Source organism: Metabacillus sp. Hm71, assembly GCF_051842955.2.
Taxonomy (GTDB): Bacteria; Bacillota; Bacilli; order Bacillales; family Bacillaceae; genus Metabacillus.
In genome coordinates this window covers 5,949,900-5,975,545 of the sequence record NZ_CM200278.1, presented here as the reverse complement: position 1 = coordinate 5,975,545, position 25,646 = coordinate 5,949,900, and the positions used below count along the sequence as shown (strand labels likewise).

Annotated in this window: 23 protein-coding genes; 21 read left to right on the top strand and 2 right to left on the bottom strand. The window is 36.5% G+C overall.

Going from position 1 to position 25,646, the window contains the following annotated elements:
• The first annotated feature begins 293 nt into the window (after nt 1–293).
• From ACSVDH_RS29070 to ACSVDH_RS29045, 6 genes are all read left to right on the top strand, one after another.
• Complete coding sequence (locus tag ACSVDH_RS29070; RefSeq protein WP_439252472.1) at nt 294–1,370, top strand: extracellular solute-binding protein; 1,077 nt, start codon at nt 294–296, stop codon at nt 1,368–1,370.
• 208 nt (nt 1,371–1,578) lie between these two features.
• A complete protein-coding gene (locus ACSVDH_RS29065) occupies nt 1,579–2,592 on the top strand; it encodes an ABC transporter ATP-binding protein (RefSeq protein WP_439252473.1) in 1,014 nt (337 codons plus the stop codon).
• Nucleotides 2,593–2,602: 10 nt separating this feature from the next.
• Nucleotides 2,603–4,318, top strand: a complete 1,716-nt coding sequence (locus tag ACSVDH_RS29060; RefSeq protein ID WP_439252474.1) for an ABC transporter permease — start codon at nt 2,603–2,605, stop codon at nt 4,316–4,318.
• Between the two features lie 12 nt (nt 4,319–4,330).
• Nucleotides 4,331–5,161, top strand: a complete 831-nt coding sequence (locus tag ACSVDH_RS29055) for a glycerophosphodiester phosphodiesterase family protein (RefSeq protein WP_439252475.1) — start codon at nt 4,331–4,333, stop codon at nt 5,159–5,161.
• 37 nt (nt 5,162–5,198) lie between these two features.
• The gene (locus tag ACSVDH_RS29050) at nt 5,199–5,975 is read left to right on the top strand and encodes an inositol monophosphatase family protein (RefSeq protein WP_439252476.1); all 777 of its coding nucleotides are present in this window, start codon (nt 5,199–5,201) and stop codon (nt 5,973–5,975) included.
• Nucleotides 5,976–6,211: 236 nt separating this feature from the next.
• Nucleotides 6,212–8,386 carry an extracellular solute-binding protein gene (locus tag ACSVDH_RS29045; protein WP_439252477.1) on the top strand — a complete coding sequence of 725 codons (2,175 nt, stop codon included), beginning with the start codon at nt 6,212–6,214 and terminating at the stop codon, nt 8,384–8,386.
• 42 nt (nt 8,387–8,428) lie between these two features.
• Here ACSVDH_RS29045 and ACSVDH_RS29040 read toward each other — a convergent pair whose 3' ends face one another.
• Entirely contained in the window at nt 8,429–8,704 is a 276-nt protein-coding gene (locus ACSVDH_RS29040) for a spore morphogenesis/germination protein YwcE (RefSeq protein ID WP_439252478.1), read from the bottom strand.
• 272 nt (nt 8,705–8,976) lie between these two features.
• Here ACSVDH_RS29040 and niaP point away from each other — a divergent pair, with 272 nt between their 5' ends.
• The 6 genes from niaP to ACSVDH_RS29010 all read left to right on the top strand — a co-directional run bounded on the left by niaP (nt 8,977) and on the right by ACSVDH_RS29010 (nt 15,086).
• On the top strand, nt 8,977–10,182 hold the full coding sequence (niaP, locus tag ACSVDH_RS29035; protein WP_439252479.1) for a niacin permease NiaP: 1,206 nt from the start codon (nt 8,977–8,979) through the stop codon (nt 10,180–10,182).
• 117 nt (nt 10,183–10,299) lie between these two features.
• Nucleotides 10,300–11,049: an oxygen-insensitive NADPH nitroreductase gene (gene nfsA / locus ACSVDH_RS29030; RefSeq protein ID WP_439252480.1), complete on the top strand. Its 750-nt coding sequence runs from the start codon at nt 10,300–10,302 to the stop codon at nt 11,047–11,049.
• A 195-nt stretch (nt 11,050–11,244) separates the two neighbouring features.
• On the top strand, nt 11,245–12,114 hold the full coding sequence (locus tag ACSVDH_RS29025; RefSeq protein ID WP_439252481.1) for an ABC transporter permease subunit: 870 nt from the start codon (nt 11,245–11,247) through the stop codon (nt 12,112–12,114).
• Nucleotides 12,114–13,127, top strand: coding sequence for an ABC transporter permease (locus ACSVDH_RS29020; protein WP_439252558.1), 1,014 nt, complete (start codon nt 12,114–12,116; stop codon nt 13,125–13,127). Before ACSVDH_RS29025 ends, ACSVDH_RS29020 begins: the two co-directional genes overlap by 1 nt.
• Before the next feature lie 719 nt (nt 13,128–13,846).
• Complete coding sequence (locus ACSVDH_RS29015; protein WP_439252482.1) at nt 13,847–14,758, top strand: NAD(P)/FAD-dependent oxidoreductase; 912 nt, start codon at nt 13,847–13,849, stop codon at nt 14,756–14,758.
• A 73-nt stretch (nt 14,759–14,831) separates the two neighbouring features.
• Nucleotides 14,832–15,086, top strand: a complete 255-nt coding sequence (locus ACSVDH_RS29010) for a hypothetical protein (RefSeq protein ID WP_439252483.1) — start codon at nt 14,832–14,834, stop codon at nt 15,084–15,086.
• 47 nt (nt 15,087–15,133) lie between these two features.
• Here ACSVDH_RS29010 and ACSVDH_RS29005 read toward each other — a convergent pair whose 3' ends face one another.
• Entirely contained in the window at nt 15,134–15,979 is an 846-nt protein-coding gene (locus ACSVDH_RS29005) for an AraC family transcriptional regulator (protein WP_439252484.1), read from the bottom strand.
• 270 nt (nt 15,980–16,249) lie between these two features.
• Between ACSVDH_RS29005 and ACSVDH_RS29000 the strand changes: the two genes are divergently transcribed.
• The 9 genes from ACSVDH_RS29000 (at nt 16,250) to ACSVDH_RS28960 (ending at nt 25,544) form a co-directional block, all read left to right on the top strand.
• Nucleotides 16,250–17,419: a galactokinase gene (locus tag ACSVDH_RS29000; protein WP_439252485.1), complete on the top strand. Its 1,170-nt coding sequence runs from the start codon at nt 16,250–16,252 to the stop codon at nt 17,417–17,419.
• Nucleotides 17,420–17,443: 24 nt separating this feature from the next.
• Nucleotides 17,444–18,433 carry a UDP-glucose 4-epimerase GalE gene (gene galE / locus ACSVDH_RS28995; RefSeq protein WP_439252486.1) on the top strand — a complete coding sequence of 330 codons (990 nt, stop codon included), beginning with the start codon at nt 17,444–17,446 and terminating at the stop codon, nt 18,431–18,433.
• A gap of 116 nt (nt 18,434–18,549) precedes the next feature.
• On the top strand, nt 18,550–20,079 hold the full coding sequence (galT, locus tag ACSVDH_RS28990; protein WP_439252559.1) for a UDP-glucose--hexose-1-phosphate uridylyltransferase: 1,530 nt from the start codon (nt 18,550–18,552) through the stop codon (nt 20,077–20,079).
• 376 nt (nt 20,080–20,455) lie between these two features.
• Nucleotides 20,456–21,604 (top strand): acyl-CoA dehydrogenase family protein, encoded by a 1,149-nt coding sequence (locus ACSVDH_RS28985; protein WP_439252487.1) that lies wholly within the window; start codon nt 20,456–20,458, stop codon nt 21,602–21,604.
• 14 nt (nt 21,605–21,618) lie between these two features.
• Nucleotides 21,619–22,491, top strand: coding sequence for a transporter substrate-binding domain-containing protein (locus ACSVDH_RS28980; protein WP_439252488.1), 873 nt, complete (start codon nt 21,619–21,621; stop codon nt 22,489–22,491).
• An 87-nt stretch (nt 22,492–22,578) separates the two neighbouring features.
• The gene (locus ACSVDH_RS28975) at nt 22,579–23,286 is read left to right on the top strand and encodes an amino acid ABC transporter permease (RefSeq protein WP_439252489.1); all 708 of its coding nucleotides are present in this window, start codon (nt 22,579–22,581) and stop codon (nt 23,284–23,286) included.
• 12 nt (nt 23,287–23,298) lie between these two features.
• Nucleotides 23,299–24,012, top strand: a complete 714-nt coding sequence (locus tag ACSVDH_RS28970) for an amino acid ABC transporter permease (RefSeq protein ID WP_439252491.1) — start codon at nt 23,299–23,301, stop codon at nt 24,010–24,012.
• A gap of 22 nt (nt 24,013–24,034) precedes the next feature.
• Nucleotides 24,035–24,790: an amino acid ABC transporter ATP-binding protein gene (locus ACSVDH_RS28965; protein WP_439252492.1), complete on the top strand. Its 756-nt coding sequence runs from the start codon at nt 24,035–24,037 to the stop codon at nt 24,788–24,790.
• A gap of 196 nt (nt 24,791–24,986) precedes the next feature.
• Complete coding sequence (locus ACSVDH_RS28960) at nt 24,987–25,544, top strand: HPP family protein (protein ID WP_439252493.1); 558 nt, start codon at nt 24,987–24,989, stop codon at nt 25,542–25,544.
• The last annotated feature ends 102 nt before the right edge of the window (nt 25,545–25,646 follow it).

Sequence of the window (25,646 nt, the reverse complement as noted above, 5' to 3'; positions counted from 1 at the left end):
TCAAAAAACAGTTAAAACAAGCTATAAGGCTGTCTTTATGGTTGTGAGAAATTTGTTGTTTAAATCATTTAAGGAATTGTAAAGAACGTTAACCTTTGTAAAGTCAGTGTTAAACAACAGTAAATCGTATTGACGGTGATTTTTTGCACAAATATAATGAAATCGTAATATAAATTGACACGTTCCAAAAATGTAGAGGAGGCCAAATTAAATCGTTAAGCAGCAAACGGCTGTAATAAGACTAATAATGTATCTATCATCACAGTAAATGAATTTTCAAAAGGAGACGAACAATGAAAGCAAAAAAAACATTTCTACTAGTAATGGCATTAATGTTGGTCGCAAGCATTTTAGCAGGATGTATGGGTAATGAGTCAACAGATAAAAAATCAGTTGCTGCAAAAGATGAAAAGAAATCCCTCGTTATTTATTCGAATTCTTTATCTGATGGTCGTGGAGAGTGGTTAACCGAAAAAGCTGCTGAAGCAGGCTTTGAACTTGAATTAGTGGACGCTGGCGGTGGAGATCTTTTAAACCGATTAGTTGCTGAGAAGAATAATCCTTTAGCGGATGTTGTGTTTGGTTTAAATCAAATGAATTTTGAAACGTTAAAAACAAATGACCTGCTTGTTCCTTTTGAACCAGAATGGAAGGCTGAAATCCCAGAAGGTTCTAGCGACAAAGATAATTTTTATTATCCGCTAGTAGAACAAAGAATTTTTATGATTTATAACAAAGATGTTTATACAGAAGAAACAGCACCTAAAGATTGGACAGACTTAATTGAAAATGAAGAATATAAAGGGAAATACCATGTTCCGGGTGATTTAGGCGGTGCTACTAATCGTGCAGTTGTCTACGGTATGTTAATGAGACATGTAGATAAGAACGGCGATTTAGGAATATCTGAAGAAGGATGGAAAGGGATCGAGGCATTTTTTGACAATGGTTATAAAACACCAGAAGGAGAAGATGCCAACGCAAACCTAGCCTCAGGAAAAGTACCAATTTCATTCATCTATTCAAGTGGTTTACCTGGTATTGAAGAGGAATTTGGCTTTGAGGCTGGCATCGTTTCACCAGAAGTAGGTGTACCAACGACTGTTGAGCAAATTGGAATTATTAATAAAGGGAAGGATCAAAATACTGCAGTAGCTGAAGAATTTATTAATTGGTTTGGTAGTGCAGAGGTTCAAGGTGCTTGGGCCGAAGAATTTGGATCTTTACCAGTCAATACAAAAGCAATTGAAAAAGCGTCAGACAAAATGAAACAAATTCGTGAAAACACAACCATTCAAGAAATGGATTACACGTTCATTTCAGAACATATTGAAGATTGGGTAGAAAAAATTGAGTTAGAAATCTTTTAACTTGAAAAGCGGAAGCGCCTTGGTTAGCTGTATGGTTAATCAAGGCAGGACTGAGCGGAAAAATCCTACTTCTTTCCGTTTAGTCCTGTCTTTTAAGTGGATAGCTTGAAGTTGAAAATGGTTTTACCTTACTCCCCCTAGTAAGAAAAAACGGTTATGCCGTCGAACCAAAAAGATTTGACGGCCTCATGCTGAAGGAGGAAGCCGTGTGATTAGCTTTCAAGATATACAAGTAAAATTTGATGATTTTGTTGCGATACAGAATTTAAACCTGGATATAAAAGAAGGCGAATTTTTTACATTTTTAGGTCCGTCTGGTTGTGGGAAAACAACGACTTTGCGAACATTAGTAGGATTTATAACACCTACAAATGGAAGGATTATTGTCGATGGAGAGGATCTGACAAACACCCCCATTGAAAAAAGGCAAATTGGAATGGTTTTTCAAAGCTATGCTTTATTCCCAACCATGACCGTTTATGAAAACATAGCCTTTGGATTGAAGGTTCAAAACTATAAAAAAGAAGAGATTAAAAAACGTGTAGTAGAAATTGCTAAGGTAGTAGATTTAAAAGACGACAAATTGATGAAAAATGTATCTGAATTATCAGGTGGTCAACAACAACGTGTAGCGATTGCACGAGCATTGGCACTTGCTCCGAAAATCATTGTTTTAGATGAACCATTATCTAACTTAGATGCTAAGTTGAGAAAACAATTAAGAAAAGAGCTAAAAAAATTACAGCTCGAACAAGGAATCACAACTGTTTATGTAACACATGATCAAGAGGAAGCTTTAACATTATCAGATCGCGTAGCAGTATTTAATAATGGATTTGTTGAGCAAGTCGGTACACCAGAAGAAATTTATAATCAGTCAAAAACAGAATTTGTTTGTAATTTTATTGGTGAGGCCAATTCAATCAGCAAGAAATTAATCGAAGAAATTTCAAATAAATCAGGAAGTAAATTCGATTCTACAAAAAAGTTTTATATTCGTACTGAAAAGATTAAAACAAAAGTAATGGATAATGATCAACATTCTGTTGCACTTCACGCAAAAGTAGTGTCGAAAGAATTTTATGGCACATACTCTCACTATAAATATGACGTTATGGGATCTTATCTAATTAATATTGAGAAAGAAGATGGAGACTTCCATTATTCTAAGGGCGACGAAGTAACCTTGTTTATAAATCCAAAAGACATACTTCAATATTAGGAGAATCATCATGAATAAGTTTATACACACTTATATAAAAAATAAGCTCTATCTTTTGCTTGTTGGGATTATTCTTACATGGTTCATTACTGCCTTTCTCATTCTCCCAAATGTAAATATTCTTTATACAACTTTCTTTGCAGAGGGTGCCTTTTCATTAGAGCCATTTCGAAAATTACTATCATCTGAAAGAGCAATGAAAAGTTTAGTTAATAGCTTTCTATTAGGAATAACGTTGGTCTTCACTGTAAACATTGTTGGAATTTTCCTAGTGTTAGTCACAGACTATTTTGATATTAAAGGTGCCAAAATTTTAAGATTGGGTTATTTTACGACCATGATCTATGGAGGTCTCATTTTAGTAGCTGGATATCAATTTATTTATGGAAATACAGGGTTTTTAACGACATTATTAGTGGAAATCTTCCCAAACCTGAATCCAGATTGGTTTATTGGCTATCCTGCCGTTGTGTTTGTGATGACTTTTGCTTGTACGACAAATCATATCATCTTTCTTTCGAACGCCATTAAAAGCATTGATTATCAAACAGTTGAAGCGGCAAAAAATATGGGAGCATCCCCTTGGGTAATTCTCACCAAAATTGTTCTTCCTGTATTAAGGCCCGTTTTAACAACGTTATCCGTGTTGTTATTTGCAACAGGACTTGGTGCGATGTCTGCACCGTTGATCGTAGGAGGAGAAGATTTTCAAACGATTAGTCCAATGATTTTAACATTTGCGAATAGTATGAGTTCCAGAGATCTTGCGGCATTATTAGCGATTTTTTTAGGGATATCCCAAGTTGTTCTACTTTACTTTATCACGAGAGCTGAGAAAAAAGGCTTTTATATGTCTGTTTCAAAAGTGAAAACACAAATCATAAAGCAAAAGATTGAAAATAAGGCTGCCAATTTTTTTGTCCACTTCTTTGCATATGTCCTTTTTGCAATTTATGTATTGCCAATAGCTGCGGTTATTATATTTTCTTTTACAGATACATATAGCATCAGTACTGGCATGCTTTCATGGGAACATTTCACTTTAGAGAATTACGCAAAAATCTTAACCGACACATCAGCATATGAACCTTTTGTTATAAGTATAATCTATTCAGGATTATCAGCCTTTCTTGTAGTAGGAGCGATGTTATTTATAGCTCGTTTCATTCATAAATACAACAATAAATTAACAACTGCTTTAGAGTATTTATTTCATATTCCGTGGTTAATACCAGGTATATTAATGGCTTTAGGATTAATTATTACTTTCGATAAACCAATGCCAATTATCGGAAATATAGTTTTGACAGGGACATTAAGCTTATTGTTGATTGCTTATGTCATTGAAAAAATTCCATTTACATTGCGGATTTTGAAGGCAGCTTATTACTCGTTCGATAGCTCGCTTGAGGATGCAGCTAAAAATTTGGGTGCAAGCTCCATCTATACATTTATTCGTGTGATTCTACCAATTGTTTTACCTACAACGTTAGCGATACTCGCTTTAAACTTTAATAGTTTATTAGCGGATTATGATTTAACCGTATTTTTATATCATCCATTGTATCAACCACTAGGCATTGTGATTCGAAATAATACAAATCCAACTGCGTCAATTGATGCGAAGGCGATGAACTTTGTTTACTCAGTGATTTTAATGGTTATTTCTGCAATTGTTATTTATTTTGTATACGGAAGAGGAAGCAAAAAGAAAAATATATTATAAAAGAGGTTTACTATGAATATCATCAAGGAAAAACTAAAAACAAATCCATTTTTAATTGCTGTTCATCGAGGAAGCAGCATGGGAAATATTATTGAAAATACGATTCCTGCTTTTCATGCAGGTATTCAATCTGGGGCAGACATTTTAGAAATTGATATTATTCGTTCGAAGGATGGAAAGTTTTATATTTTCCATGACGGTAATGAAAAAAGGTTATTAGGGCGGGATCGCAATATAAAAACGATGGATTCGAGTGAGATCGATTCATGTAATTATCGTAATAACAATGGACAGTTTATTCATTTTAAAGTTGAAAAATTGGAAGATGTATTGAATGAATTTAAAGGTGACATTCTCATTAATCTTGATCGTTCTTGGGAATATTGGGATACACTTCTTCCATTTCTTGATCAATATGATATGAAAAGCCAAATTCTATTAAAATCTCCTGTTAACAAAAGTTGGCTTAACATACTCGATGCTCACCAAGAAAAATATCCGTTTATACCGATTATTAATCATTTATCTGAAATTGAAGAAATGGAAGTTTATAAAAATATTAATATGATTGGAGTGGAAATGATTGCAGAAAATCAGAAAAGTCCATTTTTCCAAGATGAGACAATTCAAATGATAAAAGAGAAAGGTTTATTCATTTGGGTTAATGCGATACGCCTTGACGATCAAACTATTTTATATGCAGAATTTGATGATGATGCTTCTATCATAAAAGGACCAGAATACGGCTGGCAAAGGCTTGTAGAGAAAGGGGCCGATATGATTCAAACAGATTGGCCAAGTCTATTATATAACTATAGAGAAAATCTAAAGCTTACCAAGTAATGGGTAAGCTTTTTAACATCGGAAAAGAGGAGATAAGATGGAACATATACAAAAAATGCATAATGAAATTGAGGAATGGTTAAAGGAGATTGTTCCATTCATTAAAAGTGCTATATCTAAAGAAGTGACAATTGAAACAAAAAGAAATCGTAAAGATCTTGTAACGAATATCGATAAACAAGTTCAAGACTTTTTTATTCGAAAAATTTCGGACTCATACCCAACACATACAATTATAGGAGAAGAATCGCAAGAAAGAACAATAAGTGATGATCGAAAGCATGTATGGATCATCGATCCGATTGATGGCACCGCTAACTTCGTAAAACAGCAGGATCATTTTTGTATTTTAATCGCTTATTATGAAAATGACATTGGGAAGCTTGGATATATTTATGACGTTATGAATGAAGATTTATATTATGCAATTGAAAATAAAGGAGCCTTTTTAAATGGCCAAAGAATGTCAAGTCCTGAAGAGATTTCTTTACAGGAAGGGCTCGTTTCAGCAGACATTCGAGACTGGGTTGGCAAAGAGTGCTTAAAAAGATTAGCAGAGGAATCATTCGATATTCGGTATTTTGGCTGTGGAGGTATTGATAGCATTCATGTCATGACAGGTAAGTTTGCAGCATTTGCCACATCCAAAGCGGGACCTTGGGATTTAGCAGCACAACTTGTGTTTGCGAAGGAATTAGGTTTGAAAGTTTCACGTTTTAATGGTAGTCCATTACATTACTTAGATCATGGTGATTGGATCCTTTGTAATAAAGGTGCATTTGACGACTTATTAACGATATTAAAAGTCTGTTAATGTTAATTTTATGTAGATTTTAATTGAATCCTACTATTAAATGCAGAGATTTTTGATAAAATTGGTTGAACCTATCCAATCTAACCAGGCAGGAAGGAACTGAGAAAGAACACTGGACGCACTAATCAAGTGAAAGCAGCACGATGTTGCTTTCAGAGTGTGATAAATTTCGCTAAATATTAGTAGGAGACGAACTACTAACGGTTTCACTTTATCGTTTTTTAGGAGTGGAAAAGATGGTAACAATTTTAGATATTGCGAAGGCAGCAGGTGTCTCACACGGAACTGTTTCAAATGTGTTGAATGGCAAAGGAAATGTTAGCTCTAAAAAAATGGAGCTTGTACTAAAGGCTGCTGAAGAATTAGGATACAATCTAAATAAAAATGCAAAAGTTTTACGTTCAGGCAATAGCCAAACAATCATTATCATATTACCTACCCTTGCTTTAGACGAGTATGCCACATTTTATGAAAGTGCATTAAAAGAGGCGACAGCAAGTGATTATCAAGTGAAATTGTTCTGTACGTATGATAATCCAATAAAAGAATTAGAAATTATTAAGGAAATTATTAAAGAGCGACCTTCAGGAATTATGACAGTCTCTTCGCTAGAAGACGCTAATGCATACTATCATCAGCTTTCCATTAATAAAAGTGATATTATTTTTATCAATCGCCGTCCGTTACATGCCTTAGAGTTTATCTCTTTTGATTTCAAAAAAGCGGGGATAGACATGGCCGCTTATATGAATCTTTTTGAAGGGAAGACAATTGGTGTATTTACTGATGAAGCGAAGCATTCTAACGAAAGCGACTTCATTTCATCATTTTTGAATCAAGTAAACAATAAGAACATTGTGATTTCACAATCTAATATGGCCCATGAATATGAGAATGCGTTTAATATGATACAAAGTACATCATTCGATTTTATTATTACTACAAATGTTTCAAGAGCAGTCATGCTTTTAAAGGCTTATCATTATGGATCGTCCAAACCTTTACCTAAAATCATCGCGATAGCACCTTTTAAAAATACGTATAGTAATGAAATTCTTTATTATTTTCAAGATTATGGATATTTAGGTGTGAGTTTGGTTAAAAAAATTATCCTTAATATTCATTTGAAAGATAAAAGTCATTCAAAAATATACGATAATATAGGGTTTTTAGAAAAGCATTTAAGTTATACAAAATATGAATCACAAATCAATATATTAACAATTGAATCACCAACAACTAAAGCTTTAATGAAAGTTATTCCACATTTTGAGAAAAATACGAATATCCGAGTCAATTTAGATATTAAAAAGAATAGCGATATATTTGAAATTATTAGAGATGATGAAAAGTGGAAAAGCTACGATATTATTCGGTTAGACGTTGTAGGACTTTCCTGGTATGGTCAAAAAATCTATAAAAATTTACAAGGCTTGAATAAACACTTGGATCAAGTTTTAAATAATTTGCCATACTTCTTAAAAGATTATTATGCAAATATTAATGACGTAACTTATGCTCTGCCGTTTGATGTAAGTATCCAAATGCTTTTCTTTAGAAAAGATATATTTAAACATGAAATTGTTAAACGGAAATATTTTGAAAAGACGAAATCAGAATTAAAGATACCGAAAACTTTTGCTGCTTATAATGAAATTTTAAAGTTCTTTAATGAAAGTGATTTTGATTTAATAAAAGAGATTGATGGAGCAGCAATGATTACGGGGAATTCAGGAACAATCGCTACTGAATATTTATTGAGATACTATTCTCTTAAGGGTGTATTAATAAATGATTCTGAAATAAAGCTAGATGTAGATATGGCGAAAAAAGCCATGGAGCTACTATATGAAAATTATCGAAATTCCCAAGTGATTGAGTCGAATTGGTGGGGAGCAGAAGTAAATGCCTTTGTAGATGGTAAAACGGCAATGGTTATAGGCTTTATGAACCACTTATCGGTAGTTTCCCAAAGCAATATTAAAGATTCAATTGGGATAGCGAATGTACCTGGAGACACCCCATTATTAGGTGGAGGGATTCTTGGTATTACAAAATCAACAGACAAGCTAAATGAAAGCATTGAATTTTTAAATTGGTTGAATAGTAATGAAATATCAGAACAAATCACGTTATTAGGAGGGAATTCTGCAAGTTATTTCTTATCTAACAGCTCAGTCGTCCAAACCATGTACCCTTGGTTAAATAAAGCTAAGAAGACCATTATGAACGGAAAACGAGAAAATACCTTTGAAAATGGACAAAGTATTGATTTAAAGCAAGCAGAAGAAATCATCGGGAAATACATTTTGCAATTGCTTAAAGAAGAACAGCCTGATTATGATCAATATATAGCGAAAATAAATGAAGAGCTAGATGCAAAGCAGGAAGAATTGATAAATCAATATTAATATAATAAAAAGGATGACTCATAGAAGTCATCCTTCATCATATTAACGTAAAATCCTTTTTGGACTTTTTAACATTTTAAAGAACGGAACAACAAATAAATGGAAGATCGTCATATGTGCAATCACCACATTGGCGAAAAACGATAAGCCGAACAGGATATGTCCTGTCATTCCTAAATCAAATGACAGATATGAAATAAACACGATCCACATGCCGATGACAACGGGGATATGGCAAATGGCTAGCTTTCTATTTTCTTTCCATAAAAACAACGGAGTTGAACTTGAAATTAATAGATAGGCGAAAAATACATCCATATTAATCGGCTCCTTATATTTAGAATACGCTTTCATATTTGTGTCAAAAAAAAGTACGTTTTGTGAACGTTTTGTTACACTTACTATATCACATATTGACAAGATAAAAAAGTATAAATTACCCAATTGATAAAAAACGTATGAAGAAGGAAAGAATTTGGTATGTTAAGCAATAAATATTGATGTTTAAAAGGGTTTGCAGTATAAGTAATATGGAGAGCTTTTTCTGTCAAGACACCATTAAAGACAGGGGAAAGAGAAAGGTGGTTTAAATGAAAACCAAAGAGATATCCAAAAAAAAATTACTTAGTATTGCAGGCTTAGCATGGATGTTTGATGCCATGGATGTGGGAATTCTTTCGTTTATTATTGCTGCATTACAAATTGAATGGGATTTAACAGCATCTCAAATGGGATGGATTGGCAGTGTCAATTCAATTGGGATGGCAGTGGGTGCCTTGGTATTTGGAATCATGGCAGACCGGATCGGAAGAAAGAATGTATTTATTATTACTCTGCTCCTGTTTTCAGTCGGAAGCGGTTTATCAGCTTTTGTGACCTCATTAGCATTATTTCTTATTTTACGATTTTTTATTGGAATGGGATTAGGAGGAGAACTCCCAGTTGCCTCAACACTCGTTTCTGAAAGTGTGCCAGCTCATGAACGTGGAAAGGTCGTTGTGTTATTAGAGAGCTTTTGGGCAGGAGGCTGGTTAATTGCTGCACTTATTTCCTATTTTGTAATACCAAGCTACGGTTGGCAGATCGCATTATTGTTAAGTGCATTACCAGCTTTTTATGCGATTTATTTACGTTTAAAGCTTCCAGATTCACCACGCTTTCAAGCAATTAATGTATCAAAGCAAAAGGAATCTCCATTCCGAAAAATCGCAATGGTTTGGACAAAGTCTTATGTGAAGCAAACGACGATGCTTTGGATTTTATGGTTTGCAGTCGTTTTCTCCTATTATGGAATGTTCCTTTGGCTGCCAAGTGTGATGGTGCTAAAGGGATTTAGTTTAATCAAAAGCTTCCAATATGTTTTGATTATGACACTTGCCCAATTGCCGGGCTATTTTGCTGCTGCCTATTTAATTGAACGGACAGGACGAAAATTTGTATTAATCACCTTTTTAATTGGAACAGCTGCTAGTGCATATTTCTTTGGAAATGCAGAAACCCTTCCTTTATTGCTTACTTCTGGAATCTTTTTGTCCTTTTTTAACCTTGGGGCATGGGGTGCGCTTTATGCATATACACCTGAGCACTATCCAACAGAGGTTCGCGGTACAGGAACTGGCCTAGCAGCTTCCTTCGGGAGGGTCGGAGGTATATTAGGGCCTTTGCTGGTAGGTTATCTAGTTGCGGCAGACGTACAAATTCAGACCATATTCTTTATATTCGGGATTTCGATTGTCATCGGTGCCTTGGCTGTTCTCTTATTAGGTGAAGAGACAAAACAAAAAGAGCTTGTATAAGAAGGAAATGCTTTGCAGAGATTAGTTTTGAACTAGTCTCTATTTTTTTCTTCAAGCCATTTAGAATGCAGAAAATGAACACAAGCGGTATTCTATAATAAAAAAGGAGGGTGAGCTTTGAATCAAGTAATCAAAACTATATTGGATCATCGTTCGATTAGAAAGTTTGCGGATAAAGCTTTAACTGAAGAACAAATTAAAACCATTGTACAAAGTGCCCAGGCCGCTTCTACTTCTAGCTTTGTACAAGCTTATTCGATTATCGGTGTTAAGGATAAGCAAAAAAAGGAAAAGTTGGCTGAACTAGCAGGAGGCCAAGCCTATGTAGCTGAAAACGGTCATTTTTTTGTGTTTTGTGCTGATTTTTACCGTCATCAGCTAATTGCAGAAATGTACAATCAAGATTTAGACGAAGTGTTAGAAAGTACGGAGAAATTCATGGTAGCTGTTATAGATGCAGCATTAGCGGCACAAAATGCAGTACTTGCGGCCGAGTCAATGGGGCTTGGTGCTGTCTATATTGGAGGCTTGAGAAATAAGCTGGAAGAGGTTTGTAAGCTGTTAAAAACGCCGGCTCGTGTTGTTCCGCTGTTTGGAGTCGCAGTGGGCTATCCGCTTGCCCAGCCTGATCAAAAGCAGCGTTTACCCTATGAGCATGTTTATCATGAAGAAGAATATGAGCAGGATCAAGAAGCATATATATTACAGCTTAAACAATATGATCAAGATATCTCACGCTATTATGAAAAGCGGACAAACGGAAAAAGAAATGATACATGGACAGGACAAATGGCACGTTTATTATCGAATCCAACAAGAATGTATATGAAGGAATTTGTTGAGAGTAAGGGTTTTAATAAACAGTAGTTTAAAGAGGTGACTTTAGGTTACCTCTTTTTTTACTCTTAAAGAGGGAGTGTAAATTGTCAGCAAAGATGAAAGTTCGAAGATTAATGTATCAGGGAAACTAGGCACCGGCGATTGCCTAGTTTCCTTTTTCGGTTAAATACTTTATAAATATAGTATAATTGGTAAAAAAAGGACAACCTTGGGGGTGAAAGGGTGAAAAAAGCGGCTGCACTTTTTCTGCAATTTTTAACAGCATGTATCGGAATTATCATGATTGGGGCACTGCCATCATTATTTGTTGCAACAAACACAGGTGAAGGCCATTTCCATCTGTTAGTCGAAACGATCGGGAAAATCATCTATAGTCTTTTTCATTTTGATCAAATGACATTTTTCATAAGAGGCGAAGAATATAAAGTATATCCATTTATTATAGATGGTGCCTTTTATTCATTAACACTCATCTTTTCTGCCTTGTTTTTAGCCTATATTACAGCTGTTTTCTTAACAATCGGGACCATGCAGTGTCCAAAATGGCTTAGAGACAAAATAAAAATGGTGATTTATTTTTTCGAGTCATTGCCAGATATTCTGGTCGTGCTATTGTTGCAGCTATTCGTCATTATTTTATTTAAAAAAACGGATGTGCTGCTGATGAAGGTTGTGACAGTTGGGGATTCGCGAGCATATGGGTTGCCGATTATCTGTTTAGCTATTCTGCCCGCTATTCAGCTTTTCAGGATCACGCTTCATTTATATGAAGAGGAGCTGGGCAAGGATTATGTTTTACTTGGGAGAGCAAAGGGTCTAAAACACACATTTATTTTAATCATCCATATTTTGCGCAACACAATGATCTCTTTATTTTTCCGTATGAAAGAAACAATCTGGTTTATGCTTTCTTCATTAGTGGTTGTCGAGCTATTATTTGGGATTTTTGGCATCACTCATTATTTAACAACCTATATGATTCCTGAAGTCTTTACCTTTCTACTTCTGTTTATATTTGTTCCGATTTTTCTTTTTTACCACCTTGTTAAATGGCTTCTCGAAAAGACGATTAAAGGAGGCGAAACAATTTGATGATCAAATTATTTAAACAGCCGCTATTTTTAATTGGCTTTCTCTTTATTACTGGACTCCTTTGCACTAGCTTTATTTATTCAGAGGTCGTTGATCATAAGGTACGCCAGATTTACCATATCTTTGGCGAAAATAATGAATTAATCGATTCTTCTCCAATTGCACCGAGAGTAGAAGCTCCCTTAGGAACGGACAGGCTTGGCTTCGATATGTTAAGCAAGGTGCTAATAGGGGCGAAATTTACGATCATCGCGGCATTTGTTATTGCGACACTTCGAATGGTCATTTCAATACCTCTAGGTTTAATGCTAGGATCATATTTTTCAAGAATACGAAGGTATGTAAATAGCTTAGTTGATGCCTTTCACTTTATTCCATTGACGATTATTGCGATCTATTTATTAGGTCCTGTGCTTGTTCAATATCCAGGAATGAATACTTACACGCTTTTTGAGCGAATGTTCATTGAAGTTATTGTGTTAACTTTATTAACTGTACCGATCTTGACGGTGTTAATCGGAAATGAAACAAGTGAATTATTCAAAGCTGAATTTGTTTTAAGTGCAAAAACATTAGGAGGCAGGAAGCCGCATATCATCATAAAACATATTCTTCCCATCTTGAAGGGGCGATTTTTCATCTTATTTGGCCAGCAATTCGTACAAACCTTGCTTGTCATGGCACATCTTGGCTTATTCAATCTTTATTTTGGTGGAACATTAATGTCTCACTCTGGAGCAAATGAGGCGGATCCGCCGCGCTCCATTACAAATGAGTGGTCTGGCCTGATCGGCGGTAGTAAAGAATTTCTGCAATGGGCTCCTTGGATTACTTTTACACCAATCGTCTGTTTTGCGCTAACGATTTTGGCGGTTACGTTTATGGTAGAGGGGTATTCAAGAGTATCTACAGGAAGGCCTGTTTATTTTAAAAAGAGGCGCGAAGCTAAAAAACAAAGGAATCAACCAGTGGAAGCTGATTTTACTTTTCTTAATAAATCGGAGCAACTATAAAATGTTATTTATTAAATAATGTCTTTTAATAGGAGAATAGGGATAATTATGATGAAAAACCTGTGTATAACTTGTGAATAGTGGATAAAAGTCCTAATAGATATTGTGGCGAACGTTTGTACTCACACAAAATGTGGATAGAAATTGTGGATATGTTGATAACTTTTGTGGATAATCTGTTGTTAACCGAAATTTCAGCTGTTAATATCTAAATTTTTCGAGCGTATAATTCAAAAATTCCTTAGAATAATAAATTTTTAACAGCTTATTAGAAAGTTACCCACAATTAAAAATTAATTTTAAGTATCGAATGTGTTTTCTTTTAAAGTTTAAAAAAGTATAAAGTTTTGTACTTAGTTTTAGTGTCTAGCTCCAGCGCCTAGCCCCTCTAGGGTCTAGCCACTCATGAATTGAAGGCAAAGAACGCCTTCTATTCATGAGCGTCTTATGCTTGTCGGGGCTGAGCAAGGCGCTTGCGCTTTTCTTATAAAGTACCCTCGTTTTTTAAACTCAAACCTCTTATTATTTTTTAGATGGAAAGAATGTTGAAATAAAGGAGGCTGCAAAATTAACTTTAAAACATCACTTTGACTTATTCACAACATAATTTACGAAAACAGCTTATCTAGAGATATCCACAACCTTTTTCCCATTTGATGCATGATGCCACCCGAATTTACACATTCTAATTTGAGCGAATAAAAAAAGGACGTGTACGGATGGCGAAGAAAACATTTGAATGTATTATCATTGGGGCAGGTATTGCAGGTCTCCAGGCTGCAATTCAGCTGGGAAGATATATGCATGATGTGCTGGTGATTGATAATCAAAATGGACGATCAAATCTTTGCAGAGGCTATCATAATATCCTTGGCTGGCCAGACGGTGTGAGTGGGCAAACTCTCAGAGAATTAGGACATAAACAAGCAAAAACCTTTGGAATTGAATTTGTGATGGATCTTGTCACCGAAGCGGAAAAACAGGATAAGCAAATAGAACTAAAAACAAAGCTGGGGCAACAGTACAAAACTAAGACGGTCTTAATTGCGACAGGGATAAAGGACCATATCCCGCCAATCAAGCATATAGAACCATGCTTGGGAATATCAATCTACGTTTGTCCGGATTGTGATGGTTATGAGGTAAGAGATCAGCATGTCTTATTATTAGGCTCCGGCAACACAGGCGCAAACCTTGCTTTAACCTTAACCTATTGGACAAATAGAATAACCTTCATCAACCATGGTCAAAAAACGCTTGATCAAGAAGTAAAAGCAAAACTTGTGCAAAAAAACATTAACGTCGTAAATGAACCAATTGATGAGGTGATCGCTGAAAATGAATCAGATTTTAAAGGGATTAAGCTGAAAAATGGTGAAGTCATTTCCGGTGACAAAGGGTTTATCGGCTTTGGCGGCAATGTCGTTCACTCGGAAATAGCGAAACAATTAGGTGTTGAACTGCTTGAGAATAAGCATATCCTAGTAGACCCCCGAACAAAGGAAACAAATATAACAAATGTATGGGCAGCAGGAGATGTTGTCGCACATTCCGAGCAAGTCACAATCGCAATGGCGGATGGCTGTCAGGCAGCTATATGGATACATAAGCGACTTTTAAAGGGAGAATAAAAAGATTGTTTTACCTATTTCAATCCGTCTTGTATCATAGGAGACAAGGAGTTTAAAAGGGGAGACGGAGGCAATGAAGAAAGAAATTGAACAACTGTATGATGATGTATATGAAACGATTGAAAGCTATCATCGCAAATCACATCAGTATGTAAAACAATTTTCGGAAACACCTGGAAGCCTTAGTGAGGAAGAAAAGGAAAAGCTGGAGCGGATTGAATTTGCACTGCAAGCGGCGAAGGATATTTTAGAAAATATGATGACCCCCGGAACAACGATGACCATTATGCACCAAAAGGGATCGATACAGATTGATTTAAATAAATAAAGACAAACGCAGCTTGCCATTGACAGCCAGCTGCGTTTTTGCATGGGTCATTTCCCTTGCCTAATCTCCCCAGGTGATTTCCCCAGCATCCTTCGAGTGACTTTATTTAAATAGTTGGCGTTTTTATAACCAACTAATTGGGCTATTTCATCAACTGAGTATTTCGTATTTTGTAAAAGCTCGGTCGCCTTTTGCAAACGAATAGTTGTTAAGTATTGAATTGGTGTCACGCCGGTTTCTTTTTTGAATAGCCGTGTGAAGTGATATTTGGATAATTGTGAAGCCTCAGCCATTTCCTCGGCACTTATATCATCTTGATAATAATTTTTGGCAAATAGGGCAGCGCTTATAATTCCTTCTGACCAATCCTCCATCAGTTTATCAATATTAGCAAGATGGACATAAAGCTCCATAATAAACTTGTAAGCAATACTTGACCCTTCATAGGCATTGGTGATTTTTTTGCCTCTCGCCTCGTCATAAATTTCCTTCACAAGCTTAATTGGAGCCGATTCTGGATGAAAGCGGACAACCTGGTTGCCTGTTGATTTGACATAATCCCAACAACGTTTCACTTCGTTTCCATATAGAGTTAAATAGATAAACTCCCATTTTAATGAATCCTTCGGCAAATAATAATGATAATTACTCGGACTGCTGACAATGAAAGCATGTCCAGCCTTTACTTTATGCACGTTTCCATCAATATTGATTTCCCCATGGCCGGATATTGTATATTGAAAAATGCACTTATCCTGATCCTTACGTTCTGTTCCGCTCCAATTATAAATAGAAGAATGCTGCTCATCCCATCCGACAGACCAAATTTGGGCTACATGATTTACATAATGCTCTGTAAAACGGAAAGCAATCGCTCCAGTTTTTTTATCCATAGCAAAATAACCCCCTTTTTATACCCTTTTTCTGAGTGTGAAAGCAAAAAAGGGATAAAATTGTCTTTCGTTTTTAATCTATAAGGCTAAATAAACACTAAGTTAACGTTTAATGTACTTAGAATTAAAGCAAATATGTGCTATTTTCTCTTTGTAATTTTACCATTGTAACGTTCGGTTTTGAAACTTACAATTTAAGTAACAAATAGAATTTCTCTTACAAAAAAAGATAGTGATAACCAAAATAAGCTATAATGAAGGGTGATTTCAATGAGAGAACAAATGATGGAGCAATTTACAAAGCTATTTCACACTAGTCACGATATCCGCTCTTTTTTTGCACCAGGTCGTGTTAATTTAATTGGTGAGCATACAGATTACAATGGCGGACATGTTTTCCCTTGTGCGTTAACATTTGGAACATACGCTCTCGCAGCGTTAAGAAATGATCAAACAATTCAAATGTATTCAATGAACTTCCCGGAGGTTGGTGTGATTTCGATCTCACTTGATAAACCGTTATCATATGAGAAGGAACATGATTGGACCAATTATCCGAAGGGTGTCCTAAAGGAATTTATTGATAAGGGTGTCGAAATAAGTCAGGGATTTGATGTATTATTTTATGGAAATATTCCAAACGGAGCAGGCTTATCATCATCGGCATCGATTGAGCTGGCAACAGCTGTGATCCTGCAAGCCCTCTATGAAACAAGTTTTTCAAGAGTTGACCTTGTGAAGATGAGTCAGCATGCAGAAAATGAATTTATTGGGGTAAGCTGTGGAATCATGGATCAGTTCGCGATCGGAATGGGCAAGGAAAACCATGCCATTTTATTGGATTGTCAAAGCCTGAACTATCAGTATAGCCCGATTGTCCTTAAGGATGCATCCCTTGTCATTGCAAATACAAATAAGCGCCGGACACTTGCGGATTCAAAATATAATGAACGCCGTTCTGAATGTGAAAGAGCGCTAAGGGATTTGCAAAAAGAGTTACAGATTCAATCATTGGGTGAATTAACTCCAGAGCAATTTGAGAGCCATCGTCACTTGATTCAAAATAAAATCGATCAAAAACGCGCAAAGCATGCGGTATATGAAAATGCACGTACTCTTGAAGCTGTAGAAAAGCTAAAAGAAGGTGATTTAGCAAGCTTTGGTCAGCTTATGTGTGATTCCCACACCTCCCTACGTGATGACTATGAGGTAACAGGCTTTGAATTGGATACTTTGGTTGAAGCAGCAATGAAGCAAGAAGGTGTGCTTGGATCGCGCATGACGGGGGCCGGCTTTGGCGGATGTACCGTATCAATTGTAAAAAATGATAACCTCGAAGCATTTATTGAAGAGGTTGGCAAAAGCTATCATGAAAAAACAGGGCTGAAAGCAGAATTTTATGTAGCGAATGTTGGTGATGGTGCGAAAGAGCTTAGCTAAGTAAATAAATAGGAGGTAAAAAAGGTGGCAGTATTAGTATGTGGAGGAGCAGGTTATATCGGAAGTCACGCAGTATCAGAGCTGTTGGATCGAAATGAGGAGGTTATCGTTGTTGATAATCTGCAAAAAGGTCACAAACCGGCAGTTTTAGAAGGGGCAAAGCTTTATTCAGGAGATTTGCGTGATGAAGCGTTTTTAAAAAATGTGTTTCAAGAAAATGAGATTGAAGCAGTTATTCATTTTGCTGCTGATTCACTTGTCGGTGAGAGTGTCGAGAAGCCGCTGCAATATTATGAAAACAATGTATATGGCACTATGTGTCTATTAAAGGTGATGACAGAGTTCGGTGTCAATAAAATCGTTTTTTCCTCAACAGCGGCAACTTACGGCGAAGCAGAAAATATCCCGATTGTAGAAACAGATCCAACGGTTCCTACAAATCCTTATGGAGAAACAAAGCTTGCTGTAGAAAAAATGCTGAAGTGGAGCAATCAGGCATATGGCTTGAACTATGTTGTGCTTCGTTACTTTAATGTAGCTGGAGCTCATATGGACGGAAAGCTTGGTGAAGATCATCAGCCTGAAACACACTTAATTCCGATTATTTTACAAGTAGCGCTTGGCGAACGCGAAAAAATCATGATTTTCGGTGATGATTATAACACACCAGATGGCACATGTATTCGCGACTATATTCACGTAACAGACTTGGCAGATGCCCACATTTTAGCGATCGATAAACTGCGCAAAGAAAACAAAAGTGCAACCTATAATTTAGGAAATGGCAATGGTTTCTCTGTAAAAGAGGTGATTGAAACAGCTAGAAAGGTAACCGGCCATCCGATCCCTGCTGAGGTAGCTCCTCGTCGCGCAGGTGATCCGGCAATCTTAGTAGCATCATCTGAAAAAGCGATCAATGAGCTTGGCTGGAAACCAAAATATGCTGACCTTCACACAATTATCGAGAGTGCTTGGAATTGGTTTCAAAAGAACCCGCGCGGGTACGAAAAATAAGATCAGCATAAAAAAAGAGGCTGTCTCAAAATTTAAAGGTCAGATCCTTACGAGACAGCCCAGATCGTCTTGCAACATCATGCTAGAGAATGCTACAAGGGGATGATGACGTGTCTATTAATATTTATCAAGAAATTGAACGATTAGTGCAATTTGGATTGAAGCAACAGCTTATTTCTGAGTGGGACGTTCCTTTAACACGCAACAAAGTACTAGAGGTTTTACAATTAGATGATTTTAAAGCGGTAACAGTCCAAGAAGAAGAGAAGCTTACTTCACCGGTAGCTATTTTAGAAAACATATTAGACTGGGCTGCTGTGAATAACCTTTTGCCTGAAAACACGGTAACATATCGTGATTTACTTGATACAAAGATCATGGGATGTTTTGTCCCATCACAGGGAGAGGTTATTCGCCGCTTTCAAGAAACGGTAAGGAAAGATGGACCGAAAAAAGCGACCGAATCTTTCTACCAATTTTCACAAGATGTTCATTATATTCGCACAGATCGCATTGCGAAAAATGAAAAATGGCTAGCTCACACAGAGTATGGCAATTTGCAAATGACAATCAATTTGTCAAAGCCTGAGAAGGATCCTGTAGCCATTGCCGCTGCTAGAAGCCTGCAAAAAAGCGAATACCCAACCTGTCTGCTTTGTAAAGAAAATGTTGGATATGCCGGACGCTTGGATCATCCAGCTAGGCAAAATCATCGGATCATTCCGGTAACACTAAATGATGAACAGTGGTTCCTCCAGTTCTCGCCATATGTTTATTATAATGAGCATGCGATTGTCCTTTCCGGCGAACATAAACCGATGAAGATTTCACGGGAAACATTTGTCAAGCTGCTTGATTTTGTTAAGCACTATCCTCACTATTTTCTTGGTTCAAATGCTGACCTGCCGATCGTTGGCGGTTCAATTTTAAGTCATGATCACTTCCAAGGCGGACATCATACGTTTCCAATGGAGGTAGCAGAGATAGAATACGCCTTTACGCTTGAAAAATATCCTTCCGTCGAATTAGGGATTGTGAAGTGGCCAATGTCTGTGTTAAGGCTGCAAGGAGAACATCCAGAAGATTTGATCAATGCTGCAGATGAAATCTTGCAGGAGTGGAAGAATTATAGTGATGAATCGGTTGAAATTCTCGCATTTTCTGGCGAAACTCCGCATAATACGATCACACCGATTGCTAGAAGAAGAGGAAGTCTATTTGAGCTAGATCTCGTGTTGCGAAATAATCGAACTAGTGATGAACATCCGCTGGGTATTTTCCACCCACATCAAGAGGTCCATCATATTAAAAAAGAAAATATCGGACTGATTGAGGTAATGGGCTTAGCGGTGCTGCCAGGCAGACTCTTAGACGAACTGAAAAAACTAGCAACAGTTCTTGTGAATGAACATGAGTTAACTAGCATTCAGGAAGATGAAGAGCTGTCCAAGCATTATGAATGGGCGAAAAAGATAAAAGTGAATCATCCGCATTTAGATCAAAATACGGCCTATCCAACATTATTAGAGGAAGTTGGCCAAGTCTTTGCTACGATTCTTGAGCATGCTGGTGTTTTTAAGCGGGATCAGTCAGGTCAGGAAGGCTTTAAACGGTTTATTAGAGAATTACAGAAAAAAGTCAAATAAATTGAAAGTTGCTAGTATAAGATAATGGTAATCTGGCGATGATGATAGTACATCCCCCCCTAATCTTTATATAATGTATGGGCCTCCTTAATTGTAAGGGGGTTTTTTTGGTGTCAAGATATTTATTAGCGTTACGTAATAACTAAATGAAGGTGTCGATATAAAATATTTTCAGTAAATCTCCATCTGATTGATGATATAAATTAAAATTCCTAGTTGACAAATGGGAATAGTGTTATTTATGATATGTAGTATATTTATAATATTTGGAAAATAATTTTATCATATGAGCTTAGCTAATCAGTCAACTGAAGGCTACTTCCATTATTAAGGGGAGTAGTCTTTTTTATTTAAAAGAGTTAGGAGGCCCAAAGGTATGCAAGAATTATTTATAAAAAATAGTAAACAACGTGAGTGGATTGAACGTCTGTCTCCATTAGAAACGGATTTTAAAGAACGTGCCTCCCTCATTGACGAGGAGGGTAGTTTCCCTTATGAAAATATTCAGTCATTACGAAACATGGGTTATACCAAATTAACTTTGCCAACAGAGTTCGGTGGTGCAGGATTTTCTCTATATGATGCCATTCTTTTACAAGAAAAACTGGGAAGCTATGATGGGAGTACAGCATTATCTATTGGCTGGACATTAATGACGGTTGGAGAATTATTTGAAAATCGAAATTGGCATCCAGAAAAGTTAGCCTATCTTGCTGATGAAGTGAATAATGGCGCCATCATTAACAGGGCGGTGAGTGAAGTTGCTACAGGAAGCCCCATTCGTGGAGGACGGCCAGGAACAAATGCGAAACAAGTAGATGGAAAATGGGTGATTAATGGATGTAAAAGTTATACAACCTGCTCACCTGTACTAGATTATTTTTTAACATCTGCTTGGATAGAAGAAAAGGAAACGGTAGGTTTTTTTCTTATTCCGAAAGAAGCTGAAGGTCTATCAATCCAAGAAAATTGGAATGTAATCGCTATGCGTGGCACAGGCAGCCATGATCTAGTATTAGAGAACGTAGCAGTTGATGAGTCTGACTTAGTAGAAATTCCAAGTTATCAGACTGGCTTCAAACTTAATGGATGGGGTCTCCTAATTTCGGCAACCTATTTAGGAATTTCTCAGGCAGCCAGGGACTATGCCGTGCAATTTGCTAATACTCATTCACCAAATAGTATAGAGGGCACCATTGCCGGGCTGCCGAATGTGCAAGCATTAATAGGCGAGATAGACTTGGAGTTATACAAAGCAAGATTTGCACTATATGGTGCTGCAGAAGCTTACCTTGATGAGCAGCGTATTAAAAAAATGACCAACGGAGCGCTTGTTACCAAACATATTGTGACAAATGCAGCGATTACTGTTGTCGACAAAGCCATGCGAATAGTCGGAGCAAAAAGCTTACAATTGTCAAATCCATTGCAACGTTACTACAGAGATGTAAGAGCAGGATTGCATAATCCGCCAATGGATGATCTAACCATATCAAAATTAGCGCAAACAGCTATTCAACAATAGGGGAGGAAAAGACCATGAAAATGAATAAATTTTTAAAAATCGCAGCTGCAGGAATTGCCTTAGTAACCATAATCTCAGGGTGCGGCTCAAATACGACAACCAGAGTAAAATCAGATTCAGCAGCGGCTGGGAAAGAAGTTAGAAAAGTAAAAGTTGCATTTGACCAAGGAGGAAAACCAATAGGATACATTGATGAGGATGGAAATCCAACAGGATATGAAATTGAAGTCTTAAAATTGGTTGATCAAGCACTGCCGGAATATGAATTCGAATATGTGCCAACCTCAAGTGAGGACTTATTGATAGGAGTCCAACAAGGGAAATATCAAGTAGGTGTAAAAAATGCCTGGTTCACAGAGGAAAGAAAGAAGAATTTTATTTTTCCTAAAGAATTCCTTGGCCTGAGCGGCGTTGGTCTTTTGTTAAAAAAGGAAAATAAAGACATAAAGGATTTATCGGATTTTGCTAAAGCTGATCTTTCTTTGGCTCCCATTGCTGCTAGCAATGCCCAATATACCATTGTGGATGAATATAACCAAGCTAATCCTGACAATAAAGTAAAACTAGAAGCTGGAGATGCGTTCTCAGTGGATGTTGCTCAATGGGTAAATGAAGGACGTGTAGATGGTGGCATTTATATAGGGGCCGCTTATGAAAAGCAAGTTCTTGCAAAGGATGGTCCATATCATAATTTAGTTAATGACGTTGTTTACAATGAGTTTGCCGTCATTAAGACTTGGCCCTTATTCAACAAAAAAGAACAAGAATTTGCTGATGCCTATGATCAAGCAATCAAAAAAATAAAAGAGGAAAAGAAAACAAACGAACTGATGGTTAAGTTCTATAATCATGATTTATTTAACCTATTGGATACCGTCAAAAGGTAAATGTATTCCAAGTTTTTGTACATTGGGCTCCTAAACTATGAAAATATATGATTTCCACACAAGGGGAATCAAAAATGGAGGTGGCTTATGCAAGAGTATTTTGATATTACCTACATTTGGGAAGCCATACCACAGCTTATTCCATTTTTAAAAGTAACATTTATGGTTTCAGGACTATCAGTTTTGTTCGGAACAGTTTTAGGTTTTATCTTAGTCGTAATGAAGCTGGGAACAAGTAAGATTGCAAAAAAAATAGCCAATGGTTATACCACAATATTAAGATGTACACCTTCAATTGTTCTCTTATTTTTGGTTTATTACGGACTTCCGGCCATAGCCGGTAATTTTGGTACAGACTTGAATATTCTTCATACTGCTGTCTTTGTTGTGATCACCTTTTCCCTTCAATTTGGTGCATTAATGTCAGAAGTGATGAGAACAGCTTATGAAGCGATTGACCAAGGTCAATATGAGGCAGCGGTTAGTGTAGGGCTTAGTCCCACACAGGCATTTAGGAGAATTGTTTTACCACAAGCATTTGTAGTAGCATTACCAAACTTCGGAAATAGCTTGCTTGAATTAATGAAAGAAGGTTCTTTAGCCTATACCATTGGTTTGGTTGATATTATGGGAAAGGCCAGTCTTATTATTTCAAATAACTTTAATTCTCATTCACTAGAAACTTACCTTGCATTATCGCTCATATATTGGGTACTATCCATCTTCATTGATCAATTCTTCTCCAAATTAGAAAAAGTATTTGGTAAAGGTAAACAGGTAATAAAAACGACATAAGGGGGTGACAGAGTGTTAGTCGGTTTGGATTATCAGTTTTTAGTTAATACATTCTTTACAGCATTATCTGGAGTGCCTACAGCATTGATCATTACGTTTGTTTCATTACTAATTGCCTTACCCTTAGGGTTTTTGCTGGCATTGTCTCGGATCAATCGTATTCCAGTCATTAGCCAACTTGTAAGAGTTTATGTATCGTTTGTAAGAGGGACACCTGTCATTGTACAAATTTTCATTATTTTTACTAGTGTCCCATTACTATTGAACCCAATAGTTGAAAAGTATCATGTTAAAATGAGCATCTATGATATTAATCCAATCTGGTACGCATTCATTGTTTTTTCCTTGAATACAACTGCAATTCTAATAGAAGTATTTCGTTCCGCTATTAGCACTGTAAGCAAGGGGCAGCTGGAAGCTGCATATTCAGTTGGTTTGAACAATATGCAAGCCTTTAGAAGAATTATCATTCCACAGACATTAGTGGTTGCCTTGCCCAATATTTGTACAGCAACAGTCAATCTCATTAAAGCCACCTCTTTGGGCTATGCTTTGTCATTGGAAGAGATTACGTTAAAAGCCCAAGTAGCAGCCAATGTTGGTTACAATTATATTGAAGCTTACATTGATATCTTTTTTGTCTATCTCATTTTATGCAGCTTTGTCGAATACCTATTTAAGCTGTACGAAAAACGGTTAAGAAAGTATCAAGCAGTCAATGCCTAAGATTATAATGGGAGGCAGAATCATGTTAAAGATTAAAAATATTCATAAATCCTTTGGTAAGAATAAGATTTTGAAAGGGGTAGATTTAAAGATTGATAAAGGGGATGTTGTCGTCATTCTTGGTCCTAGTGGTTCTGGAAAAACGACATTACTTCGGTGCATCAACTTTCTTGAACGGGCAGATCAAGGGCAGGCGATTTTTGGGGATATTGATGTAAGTCTCAAATCAGCATCAAGGAAACAAATTCATCAAATCAGGCAAAAGATCGCTTTTGTGTTTCAGAATTATAATTTGTTTAATAATAAAACGGCGTTAGAGAATGTAACAGAAGGTCTTATTATTGGAAGAAAGGTTCCGAAAGCAGAAGCAAATGAGATTGGTAAACAGGCATTGATTAAAGTAGGATTAGCAGATAAATTCAATTCCTATCCCAAGGAACTGTCTGGCGGCCAGCAGCAGAGGGTAGGTATTGCAAGGGCCATTGCCTTAAAACCAGATATTATTTTATTCGATGAACCAACTTCTGCTCTCGATCCAGAATTAGTCGGTGAAGTATTAACTGTTATGAAAACTATTGCAAAAGAAGGGATCACTATGTTAGTTGTTACACATGAAATGACCTTTGCAAAGGATGTAGCAAACAGAGTTATCTTTATGGATGGCGGTGTCATTGTTGAAGAGAACTCTCCTATGGAAATGTTCACAAGACCAAAAGAAGAAAGAACTCAACATTTCTTAAAGAGAGTATTACCAGAGGATTTTATTTATAATATTTAACGAAAATGGAGTCGTAACGAATACTTGCTGTAGTATGGATGGATGTAGAAAGGATAAATAAGTTGCAAGAAAACGAATAGGCGTACAGAAAATCTCAAATTTTCTCTTTATTTTGTCAGAATAATCGATTAAAATAAAATTTATCTGTGAGAAAAACTGACAAACTAGTGGCGATTTTATAAAGCAGGGGGAACAGATGAATATAGAGAAAGTGAGAAGAGCTGAGGTTGGTTCTTTCCCAATTGGGTTCGGTACTTATATAAAGAAAATGAGAGGTGAGGCAAAATATAAAACCAACTTAAACTATGTGGATTTAATGATTTCAGCAATCGGTTGTTTGATTGCAATGAGCCTCATCAGTATCCTTGCCATTTCGATCGGTTATCCGATGGCGCTTGGACCAATTGGAGCCAGCTGTTTATTAATTTTTGGTGCTCATAATGGGCCGTTTTCACAACCGAGACAAATCATTGGCGGTCATTTTCTGGCAACCTTTGCTTCACTAACTATTTGGGAACTTTTCGGGCGTAGTTTTCTGACTATTGGGATAACTTTAGCGATCGTGATTATTCTTATGGTCATCACAAACACCATTCATCCTCCAGCAGCAGCTAGTGCCATCGTTGCGATTAATTCCGGGGCAGGCTGGGGATTTATTCCATGTATGGTCGTAAGTAGTCTTTTATTAGTCCTTATCTCATTGTTTTATAATAATTTATTTCAATCAAGACAATATCCAAAGCATTGGATATAAAAGATGGGGCTGCCAATAGGGCAGCCCCATTATGTTGTTTTAAAGTTTAACTATTATTAGTGTCTAGTTCCGTTTATCGGATAGAAAACGAAAGCGACTGAG